Source organism: Streptomyces rugosispiralis, assembly GCF_024505145.1.
In the GTDB taxonomy this organism is placed as follows: Bacteria; Actinomycetota; Actinomycetes; order Streptomycetales; family Streptomycetaceae; genus Streptomyces; species Streptomyces rugosispiralis.
This window is the reverse complement of sequence record NZ_JANIAA010000014.1, coordinates 46,175-62,964: the sequence shown is the minus strand read 5'-3', so window position 1 is coordinate 62,964 and position 16,790 is coordinate 46,175. Positions and strand designations below refer to the sequence as shown.

At 71.4% G+C, this 16,790-nt stretch carries 15 protein-coding genes and 1 pseudogene; 8 read left to right on the top strand and 8 right to left on the bottom strand.

Features of this window, described 5'->3' with window-relative positions:
* Positions 1–22: 22 nt before the first annotated feature.
* The 6 genes from NP777_RS21970 to ssd form a co-directional block, all read right to left on the bottom strand.
* On the bottom strand, positions 23–550 hold the full coding sequence (locus NP777_RS21970; protein ID WP_256651990.1) for a TadE family type IV pilus minor pilin: 528 nt from the start codon (positions 548–550) through the stop codon (positions 23–25).
* A 73-nt stretch (positions 551–623) separates the two neighbouring features.
* Entirely contained in the window at positions 624–821 is a 198-nt protein-coding gene (locus tag NP777_RS21965) for a DUF4244 domain-containing protein (RefSeq protein ID WP_256651989.1), read from the bottom strand.
* Between the two features lie 164 nt (positions 822–985).
* Entirely contained in the window at positions 986–1,807 is an 822-nt protein-coding gene (locus tag NP777_RS21960) for a type II secretion system F family protein (RefSeq protein WP_256651884.1), read from the bottom strand.
* Positions 1,804–2,766, bottom strand: a complete 963-nt coding sequence (locus tag NP777_RS21955; RefSeq protein ID WP_256651883.1) for a type II secretion system F family protein — start codon at positions 2,764–2,766, stop codon at positions 1,804–1,806. The genes NP777_RS21960 and NP777_RS21955 overlap by 4 nt, the downstream gene beginning before the upstream one ends.
* Entirely contained in the window at positions 2,763–3,929 is a 1,167-nt protein-coding gene (locus NP777_RS21950) for a TadA family conjugal transfer-associated ATPase (protein ID WP_256651882.1), read from the bottom strand. The genes NP777_RS21955 and NP777_RS21950 overlap by 4 nt, the downstream gene beginning before the upstream one ends.
* Complete coding sequence (ssd, locus tag NP777_RS21945) at positions 3,926–5,035, bottom strand: septum site-determining protein Ssd (RefSeq protein WP_256651881.1); 1,110 nt, start codon at positions 5,033–5,035, stop codon at positions 3,926–3,928. The genes NP777_RS21950 and ssd overlap by 4 nt, the downstream gene beginning before the upstream one ends.
* 453 nt (positions 5,036–5,488) lie before the next feature.
* Here ssd and NP777_RS21940 point away from each other — a divergent pair, with 453 nt between their 5' ends.
* Positions 5,489–6,325, top strand: coding sequence for an HAD family hydrolase (locus NP777_RS21940; protein ID WP_256651880.1), 837 nt, complete (start codon positions 5,489–5,491; stop codon positions 6,323–6,325).
* Between the two features lie 423 nt (positions 6,326–6,748).
* Here NP777_RS21940 and NP777_RS21935 read toward each other — a convergent pair whose 3' ends face one another.
* The gene (locus NP777_RS21935; RefSeq protein WP_256651879.1) at positions 6,749–7,576 is read right to left on the bottom strand and encodes an oxidoreductase; all 828 of its coding nucleotides are present in this window, start codon (positions 7,574–7,576) and stop codon (positions 6,749–6,751) included.
* A 102-nt stretch (positions 7,577–7,678) separates the two neighbouring features.
* Here NP777_RS21935 and NP777_RS21930 point away from each other — a divergent pair, with 102 nt between their 5' ends.
* The 3 genes and pseudogenes from NP777_RS21930 to acs all read left to right on the top strand — a co-directional run bounded on the left by NP777_RS21930 (position 7,679) and on the right by acs (position 13,142).
* Complete coding sequence (locus tag NP777_RS21930; protein ID WP_256651878.1) at positions 7,679–8,683, top strand: ATP-binding protein; 1,005 nt, start codon at positions 7,679–7,681, stop codon at positions 8,681–8,683.
* A gap of 1,312 nt (positions 8,684–9,995) precedes the next feature.
* Positions 9,996–11,066, top strand: a pseudogene (locus tag NP777_RS21920) (carbonic anhydrase); the annotation flags it as partial.
* A gap of 114 nt (positions 11,067–11,180) precedes the next feature.
* On the top strand, positions 11,181–13,142 hold the full coding sequence (gene acs, locus NP777_RS21915; RefSeq protein WP_256651877.1) for an acetate--CoA ligase: 1,962 nt from the start codon (positions 11,181–11,183) through the stop codon (positions 13,140–13,142).
* Here the strand turns inward: acs and NP777_RS21910 are convergent, their stop codons facing one another.
* On the bottom strand, positions 13,143–13,352 hold the full coding sequence (locus NP777_RS21910; protein ID WP_256651876.1) for a hypothetical protein: 210 nt from the start codon (positions 13,350–13,352) through the stop codon (positions 13,143–13,145).
* A 151-nt stretch (positions 13,353–13,503) separates the two neighbouring features.
* On the opposite strand from NP777_RS21910, the gene nhaA reads away from it, so the two are divergent.
* The 4 genes from nhaA to NP777_RS21890 all read left to right on the top strand — a co-directional run bounded on the left by nhaA (position 13,504) and on the right by NP777_RS21890 (position 16,790).
* Positions 13,504–14,895, top strand: a complete 1,392-nt coding sequence (nhaA, locus tag NP777_RS21905) for a Na+/H+ antiporter NhaA (protein ID WP_256651875.1) — start codon at positions 13,504–13,506, stop codon at positions 14,893–14,895.
* A gap of 163 nt (positions 14,896–15,058) precedes the next feature.
* Positions 15,059–15,520 carry a phage holin family protein gene (locus NP777_RS21900; RefSeq protein WP_256651874.1) on the top strand — a complete coding sequence of 154 codons (462 nt, stop codon included), beginning with the start codon at positions 15,059–15,061 and terminating at the stop codon, positions 15,518–15,520.
* Positions 15,517–16,443, top strand: coding sequence for an alpha/beta fold hydrolase (locus NP777_RS21895; RefSeq protein ID WP_256651873.1), 927 nt, complete (start codon positions 15,517–15,519; stop codon positions 16,441–16,443). The genes NP777_RS21900 and NP777_RS21895 overlap by 4 nt, the downstream gene beginning before the upstream one ends.
* A gap of 143 nt (positions 16,444–16,586) precedes the next feature.
* Positions 16,587–16,790 (top strand): hypothetical protein, encoded by a 204-nt coding sequence (locus NP777_RS21890; protein WP_075200444.1) that lies wholly within the window; start codon positions 16,587–16,589, stop codon positions 16,788–16,790.

The window sequence follows — 16,790 nt, the reverse complement described above, 5'->3', positions numbered from 1 at the left end:
CTCACGAGGCCGCGTCCCGCGCTCACGGGACCGCCTCCCGGGCCGCCGCACCGTCCACGCCGCCCATACCGCCCGCACCGGCCCCGCCCATCGCGTCGTCCGCGCCCACCGTGTCCTCGGCGAGCGCGGCCGCCTCACCGCGCAGATTCACCGCCAGCGGACCGGGACCGATGGCGTGCGCCCGGACCCGCACCCGCACCATGTCCCCCTCCCGCCACAGCTCGACCCGCGCTCCATCGGGCGCGGCCGAGCGGGCGGCGGCCATCGCGTCCGCCTTCGGCTCCGAGCGCGCCGCCGCCCGCGCCCCGGCCCTGGCCGCGTCCACGCACTGCAGCTGCGCGGACGCCGCCATCAGCCCCCAGATCAGCATCAGGGCGAACAACGCCAGCACAGGCAGCGCGACGGCCGCCTCCGCCGTGACGTAGCCGCTGTCCCGCGCAGGGCCCCGGGCCCCCGGGGAGCCCGTCCTGGGCTCGCTCCGGGCCCCCGGGACGCCGCCACGGGCCCTCCGGACGCTGCCGGCCCTCCGGACGCCACTGGCCTTCGGGATACCGCTGCCCGTCGGGACGCCCCGCGCGCCGCTCCTGGCGCGCGAGCCCGTCCGCTCCCCTGTCCCCGGCGACTCAGAACTGCGCATCGAGCGCCCGTCCAATGACCGACTGCAGCGCACCGCTGACGGCTCCGCTGGTCACCACTTTGTAGAGCACCGCGGCGAAACCACATGCCGCGATCGTTCCCATCGCGTACTCGGCGGTGGTCATGCCCGCCTCGGCCTTCACCCGCGCCGCCGCGTAGCGCCGTACCCACCACTGCTTCATCATGTCGGCCCCCATGTCCTGTCCGCGGTGTCGTCGACCGCGGTGTCGTCGTTCGTCCTGCTGCTGTCGTACAACTGCCGCTCGTGCGGCTGTCGTTGATGCCGCCTGTACGGCTGTCGTCGATGCCGCCGTCGTTCGCCGTGTGGCCGTCGTGGTCCCGCCCGTGCTCAGGGGCCGTCGCCCGCCAGGCCGCGGGCCAGCCCGATCATCACCGGGGCCAGACCGACCAGCAGGAACGCCGGGAGGAAGCAGCCCGCGAGCGGCGCGTTCACCAGCACACCGGTGCGGTCGGCCCGTCTCATCGCCTCGCGTCCCTGCTCGGCCCGGCATTCGGCCGCCAGCCGGGACACCGGCTCCACGGCCGGAGCGCCCGTCACCCCGGCACGTTCCAGGGCGCGTGCCAACCCCTGCGCTCCAGGCAGAGCGCCGATGCGCCCCCAGGCATGGGCCGGTTCACCGCCCAGCCGCAGCTCCGCCGCAGTCTGGGCAAGCCGCTCGCCGACCGGGCCACCGAGCGAACCTCCCACCGCCTCCGCCGCCCTCCGCGGGCCCGCTCCGGCCGCCAGGCAGGCCGTCAGCAGATCGGCGGCCAGCGGGATCTGGCCCGCGGCGAGGGCCTCAAGGCGCCGGTCAGAGCCGGACCGCCCGGCCGTGGCCCGGCGGTGCCGCTGCCACCGCCACAGGCCGCACGCCGCGGCGAGCCCCAGCGCCCACCCCGGCGGCCCTCCGACGAGGACGACGGCGATCGTCAGCGCGCCACCCGGCGCGGCCCAGGCGGGCAGAGCGCCCACACCGGCCCCGGCGCACCACCGCCGCCACGGCCGGGCCCGGCTCGGCCGTCCGTCCTCCGCCGCGCCCGGCAGCAGCACCGCCAGCCGTCGTCGGACGCATCGCTCCCGACGGGCCTCGGCCATCGCCATCGCCGTACACAGGGCCGCCGCCAGGAAGGCCAGCGAAATCCCCAGGCTGTGGACAACCTCGGTACTCATCGGCCACTCCGGCGATCCGCCGGGCCTCGGCCCAGGTGCGGATCCCCTCGCCGTCGCCCCGGCTCACGCGCGGCTCGTACCATCCGGCCGGTCCAGACCAGGCCCGCCCACTCCAGCAGGCCGCCCACCAGCAGACAGCTCAGCCCGGCCGGGGTGTGCAGCAGCACATGCAGCGGATCGGAGCCCATCAGGCCGCCCAGCACCAGCCCGACGACGGGCAATACCGCCAGCCCGAAGGCGGTGGCCTTGGCTCCCGCCAGCTTGGCGTCCAGGCTCTCCCGCTGGTCCCGCTCGGCGCGCAGCGCCGCCGCCACCCGGTCGAGACCCGCCGCCAGCCCGGCCCCCTCGTCGACCGCCACCTGCCAGCACGCCGCGACCCCGGTCAGCCCCTCGGCGCCCGGCAGCCGGGCCACCCTCCGCAGCGCGTCCGGCACATCCCCGCCGAACCGCGCCGCGGCCGTCACCAGCCCCCAACGCTCCCTCAAGTGCCCCGGGTCCACCGCCAGCAGCGCCTCGCCGGGATGCCGCCCGGCCCGCAGCTCGCCCGCCACGGTGGCACAGAGCTGGATCACCCCGGCGGCGCGCCGCACACGGTCCCGCTCGCCCCGCCGGGACCGCAGCCACCGGCCGACGACCGGAGTGGCCAGCATCGCCCCGAGCAACGGCAGAACGGACGCGCCCAGCAGCGCGATCACACATCCGACCGGCAGGCACAGCAGCTCACGCCCCATCCGCCCGCCGTACTTCACCCGCCAGCGCTCCCGCAGCCAGGCGGCGGTCTCGGACAGCCGCCGCACCGGGTCGGCTCCCGCGGGCTCGACGGGTCCGCCGCCGGCCAACAGCAGCCTGGCCCGGCGCAGCTCCCGGTCCCGGCCAGTGAGCAGCCATAAGGCCGCCCCCACGCACAGCGTCGCGGCGCAGAGCGTCAGCGCCCCCGGCTCCCCTACCGCGCCCGTCATGCCGCGCCTCCGCCTCGTGCGCACAGCCGCTGGAGCCGCTGCCAGCCCGCCGCCCGCTCGAAGCCCTCCGGGCTCCAGACGGCCGCGGGGACGGTCGTGACGAAGCCCGCCCGGTCCCGGTCCAGCACATGCAGCTCGGCGATCCTGCGCCGCCCGGCGCGGTCCCGCACCAGGTGGACCACGACCGACAGCGCCGCCGCCAACTGGCTGTGCAGCGCCGCCCGGTCCAGACCGGCGGTCGAGCCGAGCGCCTCCAGCCGCGCGGGCACGTCGGCCGCCGTATTGGCGTGGACAGTGCCGCAGCCGCCCTCATGGCCAGTGTTCAGAGCTCCGAGAAGGTCGGTGACCTCGGCGCCTCTCACCTCCCCGACCACCAGCCGGTCGGGGCGCATCCGCAGCGCCTGCCGCACCAGGTCCCGCAGGGTGACCTGGCCACGGCCCTCCTGGTTGGCGGGGCGGGTCTCCAGCCGGACCACATGCGGGTGGTCGGGCCGCAGCTCGGCCGAGTCCTCGGCGAGGACGATCCGCTCGCGCGGGCCGACCAGCCCCAGCAGGGTGCTCAGCAGCGTTGTCTTGCCCGAGCCCGTGCCGCCGCTGATCAGGTAGGACAGCCGGGCGTCCAGCATGGCCCGCAGCAGCCGCGCGCCGTCCGGTGGCACCGTTCCGGCCGCCTCCAGCTCCGCCGGGGAGAACGCCCGGGGGCGCACCACCCGCAGCGACAGACAGGTCGAGCCGACCGCTACCGGAGGAAGCACCGCATGCAGCCGGGTCCCGTCCGGCAGCCGGGCGTCCACCCACGGCCGGGCGTCGTCCAGCCGCCGCCCGGCCACCGCGGCGAGCCGCTGCGCGAGCCTCCGCACCGCGGCCGCGTCCACGAAGGTGACCCCCGTGCGCTCCAGCCCCGAACCACGGTCCACCCACACCTCGTCGGGGGCGGTGACCAGGACGTCCGTGACGTCGGGGGCGGCCAGCAGCGGCTCCAGGGGGCCGGTGCCGACCAGCTCCGAGCGCAGCGCCTCCACCACCCCGAGCACCTCGGTGTCGCCGAGCAGCCGACCCTCCTCGCGCAGGGCCGACGCCACCCGCGCGGGTGTGGGCTCCGCGCCGCTCCCGGCCAGCCGCAGCCGCACCGCGTCCAGCAGATCCGGCGATACGACGCTCATGCGGTGACACCTCCCTCGTCGGCGAGGGCACGCGCCCAGAACTCGGCGCAGAACCGGCCGAGCGGGCCACGGGGGCTGCCGCCCGGGGGCTCCCCGCCGTCGAACGCGTCCGCCAGACCGGGCTCCGGCGGCAGCTGACCGGCCAGCGGCAGCCCGAGCAGCTCCGCGATCTCCTCGTCGCCGAGCTCCGGCCCGCACGGGCCCCGCACCACCGCCCGCAGATCCCGCAGCACCATGCCCACCGTGGACGCCACCCGGTGGGCGGCCGCGACCGCTCGCAGCTCCGCCGGGACGACCAGCAGCCCGAGGTCGATCTGGGACAGCGCCTCGGCCGCCGCGTCGTCGACGCGGCGGGGCAGATCCACCACCACGACCCCGCCGCGCCGTCGGGCCGCGGCCAGCACCGCCCGCATCGCGGACGGCGGGATGACGACCGAATCGCCGCGGTCCCAGCTGAGCACCCGCAGCGCGTGCAGTTCGGGCAGCGACTCCTCCAGGGCACTTCCGGCGACCCGCCCCCGCGACTCGGCGAAGGCGGGCCATCTCAGCCCCTGCGCGCCCTCGCCGCCGAGCAGCACATCGAGCCCGCCGCCCAGCGGATCGGCATCGATCAGCATGGTGCGCCGGCCGGAGCGGGCCGCGGTGACCGCCAGGGCGCAGGCGAGGGTGGAGGCGCCCGCGCCGCCGCGGCCGCCGATCACCCCGACGGTCAGGGCCTGCCGCCCCACGCCTTCTGCGACATCGGCGATCCGGTCCACCAGCCAGGTCTCGGCATCGGGTAAGAACGCCACATTGTCGGCGCCGAGCGCCACCGCCCGCCGCCAGATGCCGTGGTCGTCCAGATCGCGCCCGATGAGCAGCACCCCTTGTCTGCGAGCTCGGTCGGACAGCCGGGCGGCCGAGTCGTCGCCGACCAGAATCAGCGGTGCGGTCTCCCAGCTGCCCCGGCGAGTGAGCGCGCCATGCGCCACTTCCGGTTCCGCTCCGGCCGCCGCGCACAGCCGCAGCAGATCGTCGAGAAGCGCCTCGTCCTCGGTGACGATGAGCGGTCTGCTTCGCTGTCCTTCGGTCGCCGAAGGGCGTTCCGGTGTGATGGATGCAGTCACGATCCCCTCCCATATCGGTTACGCGCTCTCACTCCCGCGAACAGCGAGTGCGAGCACCGCGGAGAATCACCGTGCCGCGATCCAGAAAATCTTGGGGATCTTGGTCCAAAACCGTGGACAACTCATCAGTTGTGAATATCCCAGTCACCTAAACCAGTGACTTCCGGAGAGCAGCCTAGCGATTACGTACGGTTACCGTTCAAGCTGTGGAGAGGCGGGCCGCACGGGCCCGAGGAAGGGGAAGCAAGATCTGATGAGAACGCCCAAAAAGCGTCCGGACATGCGACGACCCCCGCCGGGGGGGAGAGCGGGGGTCGTCCCCACGGCCGACTCGGGGGGGGAGGAGTCGGGCCGGGTTAGCACGGTCGCGAACGATCCGTGACTTCCATGGTGTACCCGAGAGCCTTCTCAGGCAAACCCACGCGCCTGAGCTTACGCCGAATGGTGGGCCCTATGCTCGGCGTCGTGGAAAACCACTCCTTGCCTCGGACAGCTGCCTTCTTTGACCTGGACAAGACGGTCATTGCGAAGTCAAGCACTCTCACCTTCAGCAAGTCCTTCTACCGGGGTGGGCTGATCAACCGCCGGGCCGCACTGCGTACTGCCTATGCACAGTTTGTCTTCCTCGCCGGCCGCGCCGATCACGAGCAGATGGAGCGGATGCGCAAGTACCTCTCCGCGCTCTGCCGAGGATGGAATGTCCAGCAGGTCAAGGAGATCGTCGCGGAGACCCTGCACGACCTCATCGACCCCATCATCTACGACGAGGCCGCCTCGCTCATCGAGGAGCATCACACCGCCGGCCGCGATGTGGTGATCGTCAGCACCTCCGGGGCGGAGGTGGTCGAGCCGATCGGCGAGCTCCTGGGCGCGGACCGCGTGGTGGCCACCCGCATGGTCGTCGAGGACGGAGTGTTCACCGGAGAGGTGGAGTACTACGCCTATGGCCCGACCAAGGCGGAGGCGATCGCCGAGTTGGCGGAGTCGGAGGGCTACGACTTGTCGCGCTGTTACGCCTACAGCGATTCGGTGACCGATCTCCCGATGCTGGAGTCGGTCGGCCACCCCCATACGGTCAACCCGGATCGGGCGCTGCGGCGCGAGGCGGCGGCCCGCGGCTGGCCGGTGCTCTCCTTCAACCGCCCGGTGCGGCTGAAGCAGCGCAGGCCCTCACTTTCCATGCCACCGCGTCCGGTTCTCGCCGTGGCGGCGGCCGTCGGCGCGGCCGCCGCCACCGCCGGACTGCTGTGGTACACCAATCGACGCCGCGCCCTTTATGCCCGCATTTAGGGGTAACACCAAAGATCTGCGGCGAGGGGTTCCGATTGGCCTCTCGCAGGAGTACAAAGGAATCGACGGCCCGCGAGACCAGGGGTATCCGGGAGGAAACCCCCAGACGCCAAGGCCCCACGGACCGAGCACAGATGCTGAGCACCCACGCGACGTCGACCCGTCGATTACGGGCCAGCCGCACCAGGTGACGGGCAGAAGTTCCCGACCTGATGGGCGAATGAGATTGCACGCATGGTAACCCGGCAGCTGTGCCAGCGGCGGTGCCCACGTGGTACCGCCGCAACTCTTGTCCAGGGTCGGCCCGTCTTGTCCGACGTCAGACCGTACCCATCCCGCGCCAGCCCGCGCCTTGCCGACATCAGACCGTACCCAGCCCACGTCAGCACGCGTCTTGCCGACGTCGGGCCACACCCATCCGCGTCAGGCCGCCCCGCGTTGCAGCGCCTCGCAGACCGCCGTGGACTCCCGCACCCCGAGCTCAACCGCCCGTCCGCAGTGCGCGATCCACACCGCCATCCCCTCCGGCGTCCCGGACGCATAGCCCTCCAGCGCCGCCATGTACGGCGCGGCGCCCAGCTCCGCGTACCCCACCTCGGCCGGGCAGATGGACTTCGGATCGAGACCGCTGCCGACCAGCACGATCCGTTCGGCCGCCCGCGCCACCAGACCATTGCGGGAGACAAACGGCCGCAGGGCGAGCAGTTCGCCGTGCACCACCGCCGCCGTCACCAGTGCCGGAGCCTCGCTGCCCGCGAGCAGCAGCCGGGCCAGCCCATCGAGCCGCCCCGCCACCTCGTCCGCGTCCGGCAGCGGCAGATCGGACCCGATCAGCGGCTCGTTCACCGGCTCACCCGACTGCCGCGGGCGCCCGATCCTCTCGTCGCCCTCCGCCCCGCCGGCCGCGACCAGATGCAGCCGGGCAAGCACCCGCAGCGGCGACTGCCGCCAGATACTCAGCAACTGCCCCGCCTCGGCGGTCAGCCGCAGTGCCGCCCCCACCGTGCGCGGTTCGCCCTCGACCCCGAAGTCGGTGCGTCGGCGCACCTCTTCCAGCTCCCAGTCCGCACCGGCCAGCGCGGCGGAGCCCCGCGCTCCGCGCAACGCCGCTTCGGAGGTGACCTCATTGCTGCGGCGGCGCATCACCCGGTGCCCATAGACCCGGTCCACGGCGGTCCGTACGGCGTTCACGGACTCGGTCACACCGGGCAGCGCGGCCAGGGTGGCGAGCGGATCAGCTGACGTACTCATGAGTACGACACTACGCACCTCGCACCGGGCACCCCTCGTTGGAGTGGTGTTCTTCACGTAAATCCCTCATGATCCGGGATCACTCACCTACGCTAGGTGAACATGAAGATCGCTTTCGTAGGCAAGGGTGGAAGCGGCAAGACCACGCTGTCGTCGCTGTTCATCCGCCATCTCGCCGCCACCCACGCCCCCGTCGTCGCCGTCGACGCCGATATCAATCAGCATCTGGGTGTGGCGCTCGGACTCGACGAGGCGGAGGCCGCCGCACTGCCCGCCATGGGCGCCCATCTCCCGCTGATCAAGGACTACTTGCGCGGTACGAACCCCCGGATCGCCTCCGCCGAGACCATGATCAAGACCACCCCGCCGGGTGAGGGCTCGCGGCTGCTGCGAATCGGTGAGGACAACCCCGTCTACCAGGCATGCGCCCGCACCCTGCCGCTCGGCAACGGGTCGGCGCGGCTGATGGCGACCGGTCCCTTCACCGAATCCGACCTCGGTGTCGCCTGCTACCACTCCAAGGTCGGCGCGATCGAGCTCTGCCTGAACCATCTGGTCGACGGACGCGGCGAGTTCATCGTCGTCGATATGACGGCGGGCAGCGACTCCTTCGCCTCCGGCCTCTTCACCCGCTTCGACATGACGTTCCTGGTGGCCGAGCCGACGCGCAAGGGCGTCTCCGTCTACCGCCAGTACAAGGAGTACGCCCGCGACTTCGATGTGGCGCTCCGGGTGGTCGGCAACAAGGTGCAGGGCCCGGACGACCTGGACTTCCTCCGCGCGGAGGTGGGCGATGACCTGCTGGTCACGTTCGGCCACTCCGACTGGGTCCGGGCGATGGAGAAGGGCCGTGCGCCCCGGTTCGAGGAGTTGGAGGAGACGAACCGCGACGCCCTGCGGACCCTGCAGAACGCGGTGGACGCCTCGTACGAGCGGCGCGACTGGCAGCGGTACACCCGACAGATGGTGCACTTCCATCTGAAGAACGCACAGAGCTGGGGGAACGCGAAAACGGGTGCCGATCTGGCCGCCCAGGTAGACCCCGCCTTCGGGCTGCGGGAGTTCGCGCCGGGGGAGAGTTCGGCGGCTACTCCCGCTCCCGCTTAGCCGTCCGCGTGTGATGCCCGGACGTCCGCTCGTGCGCCGTTTCGCGATCGGACGTCCGCCCCGGCTCGGCGGCCAGGTAACTCTTCCAGCCACCCGGCGGCCGCATCCCGACGTCCAGCACCGGCAACTTCTCCAGGACGCGGGAGTTCTGCGCGTCCAGCCAGTCGGCCGGCTGTTTGAAGGAGACTCAGCGCACCTCCTTGCGCGGGCAGACCGTCTTGATGACGTCCTCCACGGCGCGCATATACGTTCGAGCGCCTGGTCGCAGTCGAAGAGGAGCGGCTTCTCGTACTCCAGACCCGCGTTGGTCTTCCAGTTCTCGACGAACGACTCGGCCTGTGCGCCGATCTCATCGCCGTCCGGCCAGGCGCCGCGGAGCCGCTCCACCGTGGCCTTGATGCCTCGACGTCGTTGAAGCCGATCGACGAGGCGCCGGGCCGATGCCTGGGCGGATCGTAGAGGTACCGCTTCTCCGCCGGCAGCGACGAACCGCGGCGGCGTCTCGCCGCGTTGGAGCGGCTCGGCCTTCGGCTGATGGGGCTGGGGACCGGGGTCGGAGGTCGATCCGTCGCCGATGAGCCGGACCGCCGTCTGGGAGGAGTCTTCCGAGCAGCCGAACGGCGCGAAGAGCGCCACCGCCGCGGCCATCAGTGCAGTGACGCTTCTTCTGACTCCTCCGGCCCTCCCGGCGCCTCTGGCCCGTCCGGCGCCTCTGGCCCGTCCGGCCCCTCTGGCCCTTCCGGCCCTCGTACGGCCACCCGGCCCCTCGCGTCACGTCCTGCTCCAGGAGATCCGGCCGGATATGAGCAAACCTCGCATGGACGATGAAAAGACAGAGGACGATAAGGCATTTTAAATGACTATTCACCCCATAGATGGAATACCGTCCCACTCTCCCCCAAAAGACTTCCCAGCGACTTTACTCGGCATTACGATTCATTTACCAACGCTTGGAAGTCAGTACCGCAGTACGCCGTGACCCACGGCCGCGCCCCCATCCGCGACCGAAGCCCCGGAGGAGACGGGAATGTTGAAGCTCTTGGACCGGATCCACCGGGTCTCCCGCCTCAGACGCGGAGATCTCTCCGCCTCGACCGTCCTCGTCCGGTTCGCCGCCCCTCTCTCACTGGGTATCGCCTCCGTCTCGCTGGGCATCGCGTCGGCCTGCGGTGCCTCGCTCCGGGCCGGACTCATGGCCGCCGCCGCAGCCCTCGCGATCACCCTCCTCACGGTGCTCCTCCGGCCCTCGGGCCCCCAGTGGTCTTCGGACCCCGGGCGGCCGTCAGACCCCGAGTGGACAGCGGACTCCGGGCGGTCGGTGGACTCCGGGCGGTCGACGGCGGATGGACGGGCGGCGCGGCGGGCAGCGGAGGCGGACGGTACCCGGGCCTGCCGGCCGTGGACGCCCTGGCGCGATCATCACTGCACCCGTCCGGTCCCGGCGGCCGCGGGCGTCGGGACGAGCATCGCGGCCACCGGGGACGCGGGCGGTCAGCTGCTCGGCGGGGTGAGCGCGTTCCAGCGCCATACGGCACCGCTGGTCCGCGATGAGCTGGCCCGGCTGGCGCAGGAGGGGCAGCGACCCAGCCAGCTGTTCCTCACTTGTGCCGATTCCCGCCTGGTGACCAGCATGATCACCTCCAGCGGCCCCGGCGATCTGTTCACCGTGCGCAATGTCGGCAATCTGGTGCCACCACCGGGCTCCGATGACTCCTGCGACTCAGTGGGCGCGGCGATCGAGTACGCGGTGGAGGTGCTGAAGATCAGCAGCATCACGGTGTGCGGCCACTCCGGATGCGGTGCGATGCAGGCGCTGCTCGACTCATCGGCACCGACCCGCACACCGTCCCAATCCGAGTCGTCCACCGGCGGGGGCGTGACACCGGCCGGGCCCGGGGCGCCCTCCGACGGGCCCGGGGCGCCCAGCGGCGAGCCCGGGGCATCCCCCACCGGAGACCGAACGCCGCTGGAACGCTGGCTGCGTCACGGGAGACCGGCGCTGGCGCGGATGGAGCGGATCGGCCGGCTGGGGCGCGGCGAGGTTGCCCTGTCGAACCGAGCCATCACCGACGAAGTGGAGCGGCTGGCGCTGGTCAATGTCAGACAGCAGCTCGACCATCTGATGGAGCACGGCTGTGTGGCACGGCGGGTGGCGGAGGGCGGGCTGGCGCTGCACGGCATGTATTTCCAGGTGGCGGAGGCCCAGGCGTACGTCCTGGACTCGGGTACGGGGAGGTTTCTGCCCGTACGCCCGGACCGTGGCGTGCCGATGCCCGTCTGTTTCGCCACCACGACGGCCCCCACCCGGCCTGGAAGGGGCAATTCCGGCGTGGCGGAGCGGGGTGGCGGCCCCACCCAAGGCGCCCTGGAGCTGGGGCGGTGACGTACACGACGAAAGGTCTAAACCAATTTTCGGCGACAGCCCTTGTCAGGGTGTGCCGTTGGCTGATGAGCTATGGCCTGGGACACAACGGACACCCTGGGAATGGGAGATGTCGTGAGTAACGAGAGCCTGGCCAACCTTCTTCGGGAGGAGCGTCGCTTCGCGCCGCCCGCCGAGCTGACCGCGAACGCCAATGTCACGGCCGAGGCGTATGAGCGGGCGAAGGCTGACCGCCTGGGCTTCTGGGCCGAGCAGGCCCGTCGGCTGTCCTGGGCGACCGCGCCGACCGAGACACTCGACTGGTCGAACCCGCCCTTCGCGAAGTGGTTCGCCGACGGCAAGCTCAATGTGGCGTACAACTGCGTCGACCGGCACGTCGAGAACGGCCTGGGCGACCGGGTGGCGCTCCACTTCGAGGGCGAGCCCGGTGACACCCGCTCCCTCACCTACGCCGAGCTGCAGCGGGAGGTCTCCCAAGCGGCCCACGCACTGACCGAGTTGGGGGTCCGGTCGGGCGACCGGGTCGCCATCTATATGCCGATGATCCCGGAGACCGTGGTCGCGATGCTGGCCTGCGCCCGTATCGGCGCCCCGCATTCGGTGGTCTTCGGCGGCTTCTCGGCCGACGCTCTCGCCACCCGCATCCAGGACGCCGACGCCCGGGTCGTCATCACCGCCGACGGCGGCTACCGCCGTGGCAAGCCGTCCGCGCTCAAGCCCGCCGTCGACGAGGCGCTCACCCGGCCCGGCACCGAGAACGTGCGCAATGTGCTGGTCGTCCGCCGCACCGGCCAGGAGGTGGACTGGAGCGAGGGCCGCGACGTCTGGTGGCACGAGATCGTGGAGCGCCAGCCGGAGCAGCACACCCCCGAGGCGTTCGACGCCGAGCACCCGCTGTTCATCCTCTACACCTCGGGCACGACCGGTAAGCCCAAGGGCATCCTGCACACCTCCGGCGGCTACCTCACCCAGGTCTCCTACACCCACCACGCCGTCTTCGACCTCAAGCCGGAGACCGATGTCTTCTGGTGCACGGCGGACGTCGGCTGGGTCACCGGTCACTCGTACATCGTCTACGGCCCGCTCTCCAACGGCGCCACCGAGGTGCTCTACGAGGGCACCCCGGACACCCCGCACCAGGGCCGCTGGTGGGAGGTGGTCCAGAAGTACGGGGTCACCATCCTGTACACCGCCCCGACCGCGATCCGCGCCTGCATGAAGTGGGGCGACGACATCCCGGCCAAGTTCGACCTCTCCTCGCTGCGGATCCTCGGCTCCGTCGGCGAGCCCATCAACCCCGAGGCGTGGGTCTGGTACCGCAAGCACATCGGCGCGGACACCACGCCCGTCGTCGACACCTGGTGGCAGACCGAGACCGGCGGCATCATGATCAGCCCGCTGCCGGGCGTCACGGCCACCAAGCCCGGTTCGGCCCAGGTCGCGCTGCCGGGCATCGCCGCCACCGTCGTGGACGACGAGGCCAATGAGGTGCCGAACGGCAATGGCGGCTATCTGGTGCTCACCGAGCCGTGGCCATCCATGCTCCGCACCATCTGGGGCGATGACCAGCGCTACCTGGACACCTACTGGTCCCGCTTCGACAAGCGCTACTTCGCGGGCGACGGCGCCAAGAAGGACGACGACGGCGACATCTGGCTGCTCGGCCGGGTCGACGATGTGATGCTGGTCTCCGGCCACAACATCTCCACGACCGAGGTCGAGTCGGCGCTCGTCTCGCACCCCAAGGTCGCCGAGGCGGCGGTCGTCGGCGCCACCGACCCGCAGACCACCCAGGCCATCTGCGCGTTCGTCATCCTGCGTGGCGGCGCGGCCGAGGACGAGGGCCTGGTCGAGGAGTTGCGGGCGCATGTGGCCAAGCAGCTCGGCCCGATCGCCAAGCCCAAGAAGATCCTCCCGGTGGCCGAGCTGCCCAAGACCCGCTCCGGCAAGATCATGCGCCGTCTGCTGCGCGATGTCGCCGAGAACCGGGCCCTGGGCGATGTCACCACGCTCACCGACTCCTCCGTCATGGAGCTGATCCAGAGCAAGCTGCCCGCCGCCTCCAGCGAGGACTGATCACAGCGCCCGCGCTGAACGGATGAGGGGCGCTCCCGCCTGGCGGGGGCGCCCCTTCGCTGTGGCTGCTGTGGACCACTGCCCCGATCGGCTGTCGCGGACAGCGGTCGCCAGCCGCCCGTAGCCGTCGCGGACAGCGGTCACCCGCCGTCCGTAGCTGTCGCGGGCAGCGGGCGCCTGCCGCCCGTAGCCGTCGCGGACAGCGGTCACCTGCCGCCCGTAGCCGTCGCAGGCAGCGGTAGGCCGCCGCAGGTGGCTGTCGCATAAAAATTGCGACAAGATGATGGGCAGGAGCGCCGGGAAGTCTGGTCGGCATACGCCACACGTGTATCCGCACCTCGACCACCCAGGAGGCCCGCCCGTGGCCGCGCCCACCAGCCGCAAGTTTCTCGGACGCCTGTCGCTGCCCGAGCGGACGTTCGTCATCGACGCGCTACGCGCCGAGACCGTCGGCGGTGTGATCCTCCTGGTGGCCGCCATCGTGGCGCTGATCCTCGCCAACACTCCCCTCAGCGGCGTCTACGGCGACATCAGGGGCTTCTCCTTCGGCCCCCAGGCGCTGCATCTGCATCTCTCGGTCGCCTCCTGGGCCACCGACGGCCTGCTGACGATCTTCTTCTTCGTCGCCGGTATCGAGCTCAAGCGCGAACTGGTCGCGGGCGAGCTGCGCGACCCCAAGGCCGCCGCGCTGCCCGTGATCGCCGCCGTCTGCGGCATGGCCGTGCCCGCACTCGTCTACGTCACCGTCGATGCGACCGGCGGCGGCAGTCTCAGGGGCTGGGCCGTGCCGACCGCCACCGATATCGCCTTCGCGCTCGCCGTCCTCGCCGTGATCGGCACCGCGCTGCCCGCCGCGCTGCGCGCCTTCCTGCTCACCCTCGCGGTCGTCGACGACCTCGGCGCGATCCTCATCATCGCGGCCTTCTTCACCCAGCACATCAACTTCGTCGCCCTGATCCTGGCCGTCGCCGCGCTCGCCCTCTTCTGGCTGCTGCACCGCAAGGGCGTGCGAACGGCCTGGATATACGTCCCGCTCGCGGTGGTGATCTGGGCGCTGATGCACGCCAGCGGTGTGCATGCCACCATCGCCGGCGTCGCGATGGGCCTGATGCTGCGCTGCACCGTACGGGAGGGCGAGGAGCGCTCCCCCGCCGAGCGCGTCGAGCACCGGGTGCGGCCGCTGTCAGCAGGGGTGGCGGTGCCGCTGTTCGCGCTGTTCGCGGCCGGGGTGCCGCTCTCCGGCGGCGCCGTGGCGGATGTCTTCACCCGCCCGGAGACCCTCGGCGTCGTCCTCGGACTCGTCGTGGGCAAGACCGTCGGCGTCTTCGGCGGCTCCTGGTGTGCCGCCCGCTTCACCAGGGCCGAGCTGAACGAGGACCTGGCCTGGGCCGATGTCTTCGCCGTGGCCACCCTCGCCGGGATCGGCTTCACCGTCTCCCTCCTCATCGGCGAACTCGCCTTCCCCGGCGATCCCACGCTCGCCGAGGAGGTCAAGGCGGCGGTCCTCATCGGCTCGCTGACCGCCGCCCTGTTCGCCGGAATCCTTCTCAAACTGCGCAACACCAGGTACCAGCGGCTGTGTCAGGAGGAGGAGCGGGACGAGGACATGGATGGCATCCCCGATGTCTATGAGCTCGACAGTCCCGCGTACCACCTGCGGATGGCGGCCATTCACGAGGCAAAGGCCGCCGAGCACCGGCGGCTTGCCGAAGTGGCTGCCACGAACGACTCCGGCGACGATGGTCCGGCATGATCTGAGAGGCTTGACACCCGCAGAAATGCGCAGAAGACGTAGCAAGCACTGACGGCGTGCCGCGCATTGACGACGTAACAAGCGCGGACGGCGCGGCAGGACGCAGACACGCAAGACGCACGGGATACGAGCGTAAGACGCACAAGAGCAGAGGGAGATGGCGATGAGCGCAGCCGACGACGGCGGCAACCGCAGCCTCGGCCAGCTGGTGGCGACGGCGACCACCGAGCTGTCGGCGCTGATGCACGACGAGATCGCGCTGGCCAAGGCCGAGCTCCGGGTGGGGGCCAAGAAGGCCGCGGTCGGCAGCGGCGCGGGGATGGTGGCCGGGGTGCTGCTGCTGTTCTCGCTGCCGGTGCTGAGTTTCGCCCTCGCCTACGGCATGCGCTCGTGGACCGGCCTCGGCCTCGCCTGGTGCTTCCTGATCGTGGGCGGGATCTACTGGCTGTTCGCCGGGATCCTGGGTCTGCTGGCGCTGCTGAAGTTCAAGAAGGTCAAGGCGCCGAAGCGGTCGATTTCCTCGTCCAAGGAGACGGCCGCCGTACTGGGGAGCGTCAAGCCGCATCCGCGTGCCGGGAGCAATGGCGGACGCCCCGCGCCGGATGTGACACGCTCGTCGGCATGACCGTCCCTGATACCTCCGCGTCGGTCGTACGGCTCGACGGCCCCTGGACCCACCGGGATGTCGCGGCCAACGGCGCGCGTTTCCACATCGCCGAGCTGGGTGACGGCCCGCTGGTGCTGCTGCTGCACGGCTTTCCGCAGTTCTGGTGGACCTGGCGGCACCAACTGCCCGCGCTCGCCGACGCCGGCTACCGCGCGGTCGCGATGGATCTGCGCGGGGTGGGCGGCAGCGACCGTACGCCGCGGGGCTACGACCCGGCCAACCTCGCCCTCGACATCACCGGTGTGATCCGCTCGCTGGGTGAGCCGGACGCCGCGCTCGTCGGCCATGACCTGGGCGGATACCTGGCGTGGACGGCCGCCGTGATGCGGCCGAAGCTGGTGCGGCGGCTCGCGGTGGCCTCGATGCCGCATCCCCGCCGCTGGCGCTCGGCGATGGTCGCGGACGTCAAGCAGAGCGCCGCCGGCTCCCATATCTGGGGCTTCCAGCGGCCCTGGCTGCCCGAGCGCCAGCTGGTCGCGGACGACGCGGCGGCCGTGGGGCGGCTGATCCGGGACTGGTCCGGACCGCGGCTGCCCGAGGACGAGACGTTGGAGGTCTACCGGCGGGCGATGTGCATCCCCTCGACCGCGCACTGCTCGATCGAGCCGTACCGCTGGATGGTGCGGTCGCTGGCGCGGCCGGACGGTTTCCAGTTCAACCGGCGGATGAAGCGGCCGGTACGGGTACCGACCCTGCATCTGCACGGGTCACTCGACCCGGTGATGCGCACCCGCAGCGCGGCGGGCTCCGGTGAGTATGTCGAGGCCCCCTACCGCTGGCGGCTCTTCGACGGGCTGGGCCACTTCCCGCACGAGGAGGACCCCCAGGCCTTCACCACCGAGCTGATCAACTGGCTGAAGGACCCCGAACCCGACCGCTGAGCGTCATCGGACGTACGCATTCCGACCACGTTCCCGCACTCGGGCGAACATCTGTTTTTCGAACAGCCAATTGCCTGGAGCATAGGCCAATTGCCGCAGCCAGCGGCGATTACGGACCTTGGGTCAGGGGCACACACCGAGGTATGGGCTGGACGCACGACTACCGTGACGCACCAAACAGCCGCGGCCCCGAGGCCGCCGCTACTGCCAATGCCGCGCTGAGTGTTTCCGAGCGGGGCGGCTCCGGGCCTACCCAAGGCCATGACCCGAACATCGGGATTCCCCGCATCATCCGCCGCCGGGCCCGGTGGGTCTCGGCGCGACTGCGCCATCCACGCAGCCGCTAG

Coding starts and splice junctions, on each gene's coding strand:
- NP777_RS21965 (WP_256651989.1), bottom strand. CDS start 821: ATGATGAAGCAGTGGTGGGTACGGCGCTACGCGGCGGCGCGGGTGAAG.
- NP777_RS21960 (WP_256651884.1), bottom strand. CDS start 1,807: ATGAGTACCGAGGTTGTCCACAGCCTGGGGATTTCGCTGGCCTTCCTG.
- NP777_RS21955 (WP_256651883.1), bottom strand. CDS start 2,766: ATGACGGGCGCGGTAGGGGAGCCGGGGGCGCTGACGCTCTGCGCCGCG.
- NP777_RS21950 (WP_256651882.1), bottom strand. CDS start 3,929: ATGAGCGTCGTATCGCCGGATCTGCTGGACGCGGTGCGGCTGCGGCTG.
- NP777_RS21940 (WP_256651880.1), top strand. CDS start 5,489: ATGCTCGGCGTCGTGGAAAACCACTCCTTGCCTCGGACAGCTGCCTTC.
- NP777_RS21935 (WP_256651879.1), bottom strand. CDS start 7,576: ATGAGTACGTCAGCTGATCCGCTCGCCACCCTGGCCGCGCTGCCCGGT.
- NP777_RS21930 (WP_256651878.1), top strand. CDS start 7,679: ATGAAGATCGCTTTCGTAGGCAAGGGTGGAAGCGGCAAGACCACGCTG.
- NP777_RS21900 (WP_256651874.1), top strand. CDS start 15,059: ATGAGCGCAGCCGACGACGGCGGCAACCGCAGCCTCGGCCAGCTGGTG.
- NP777_RS21895 (WP_256651873.1), top strand. CDS start 15,517: ATGACCGTCCCTGATACCTCCGCGTCGGTCGTACGGCTCGACGGCCCC.
- NP777_RS21890 (WP_075200444.1), top strand. CDS start 16,587: ATGGGCTGGACGCACGACTACCGTGACGCACCAAACAGCCGCGGCCCC.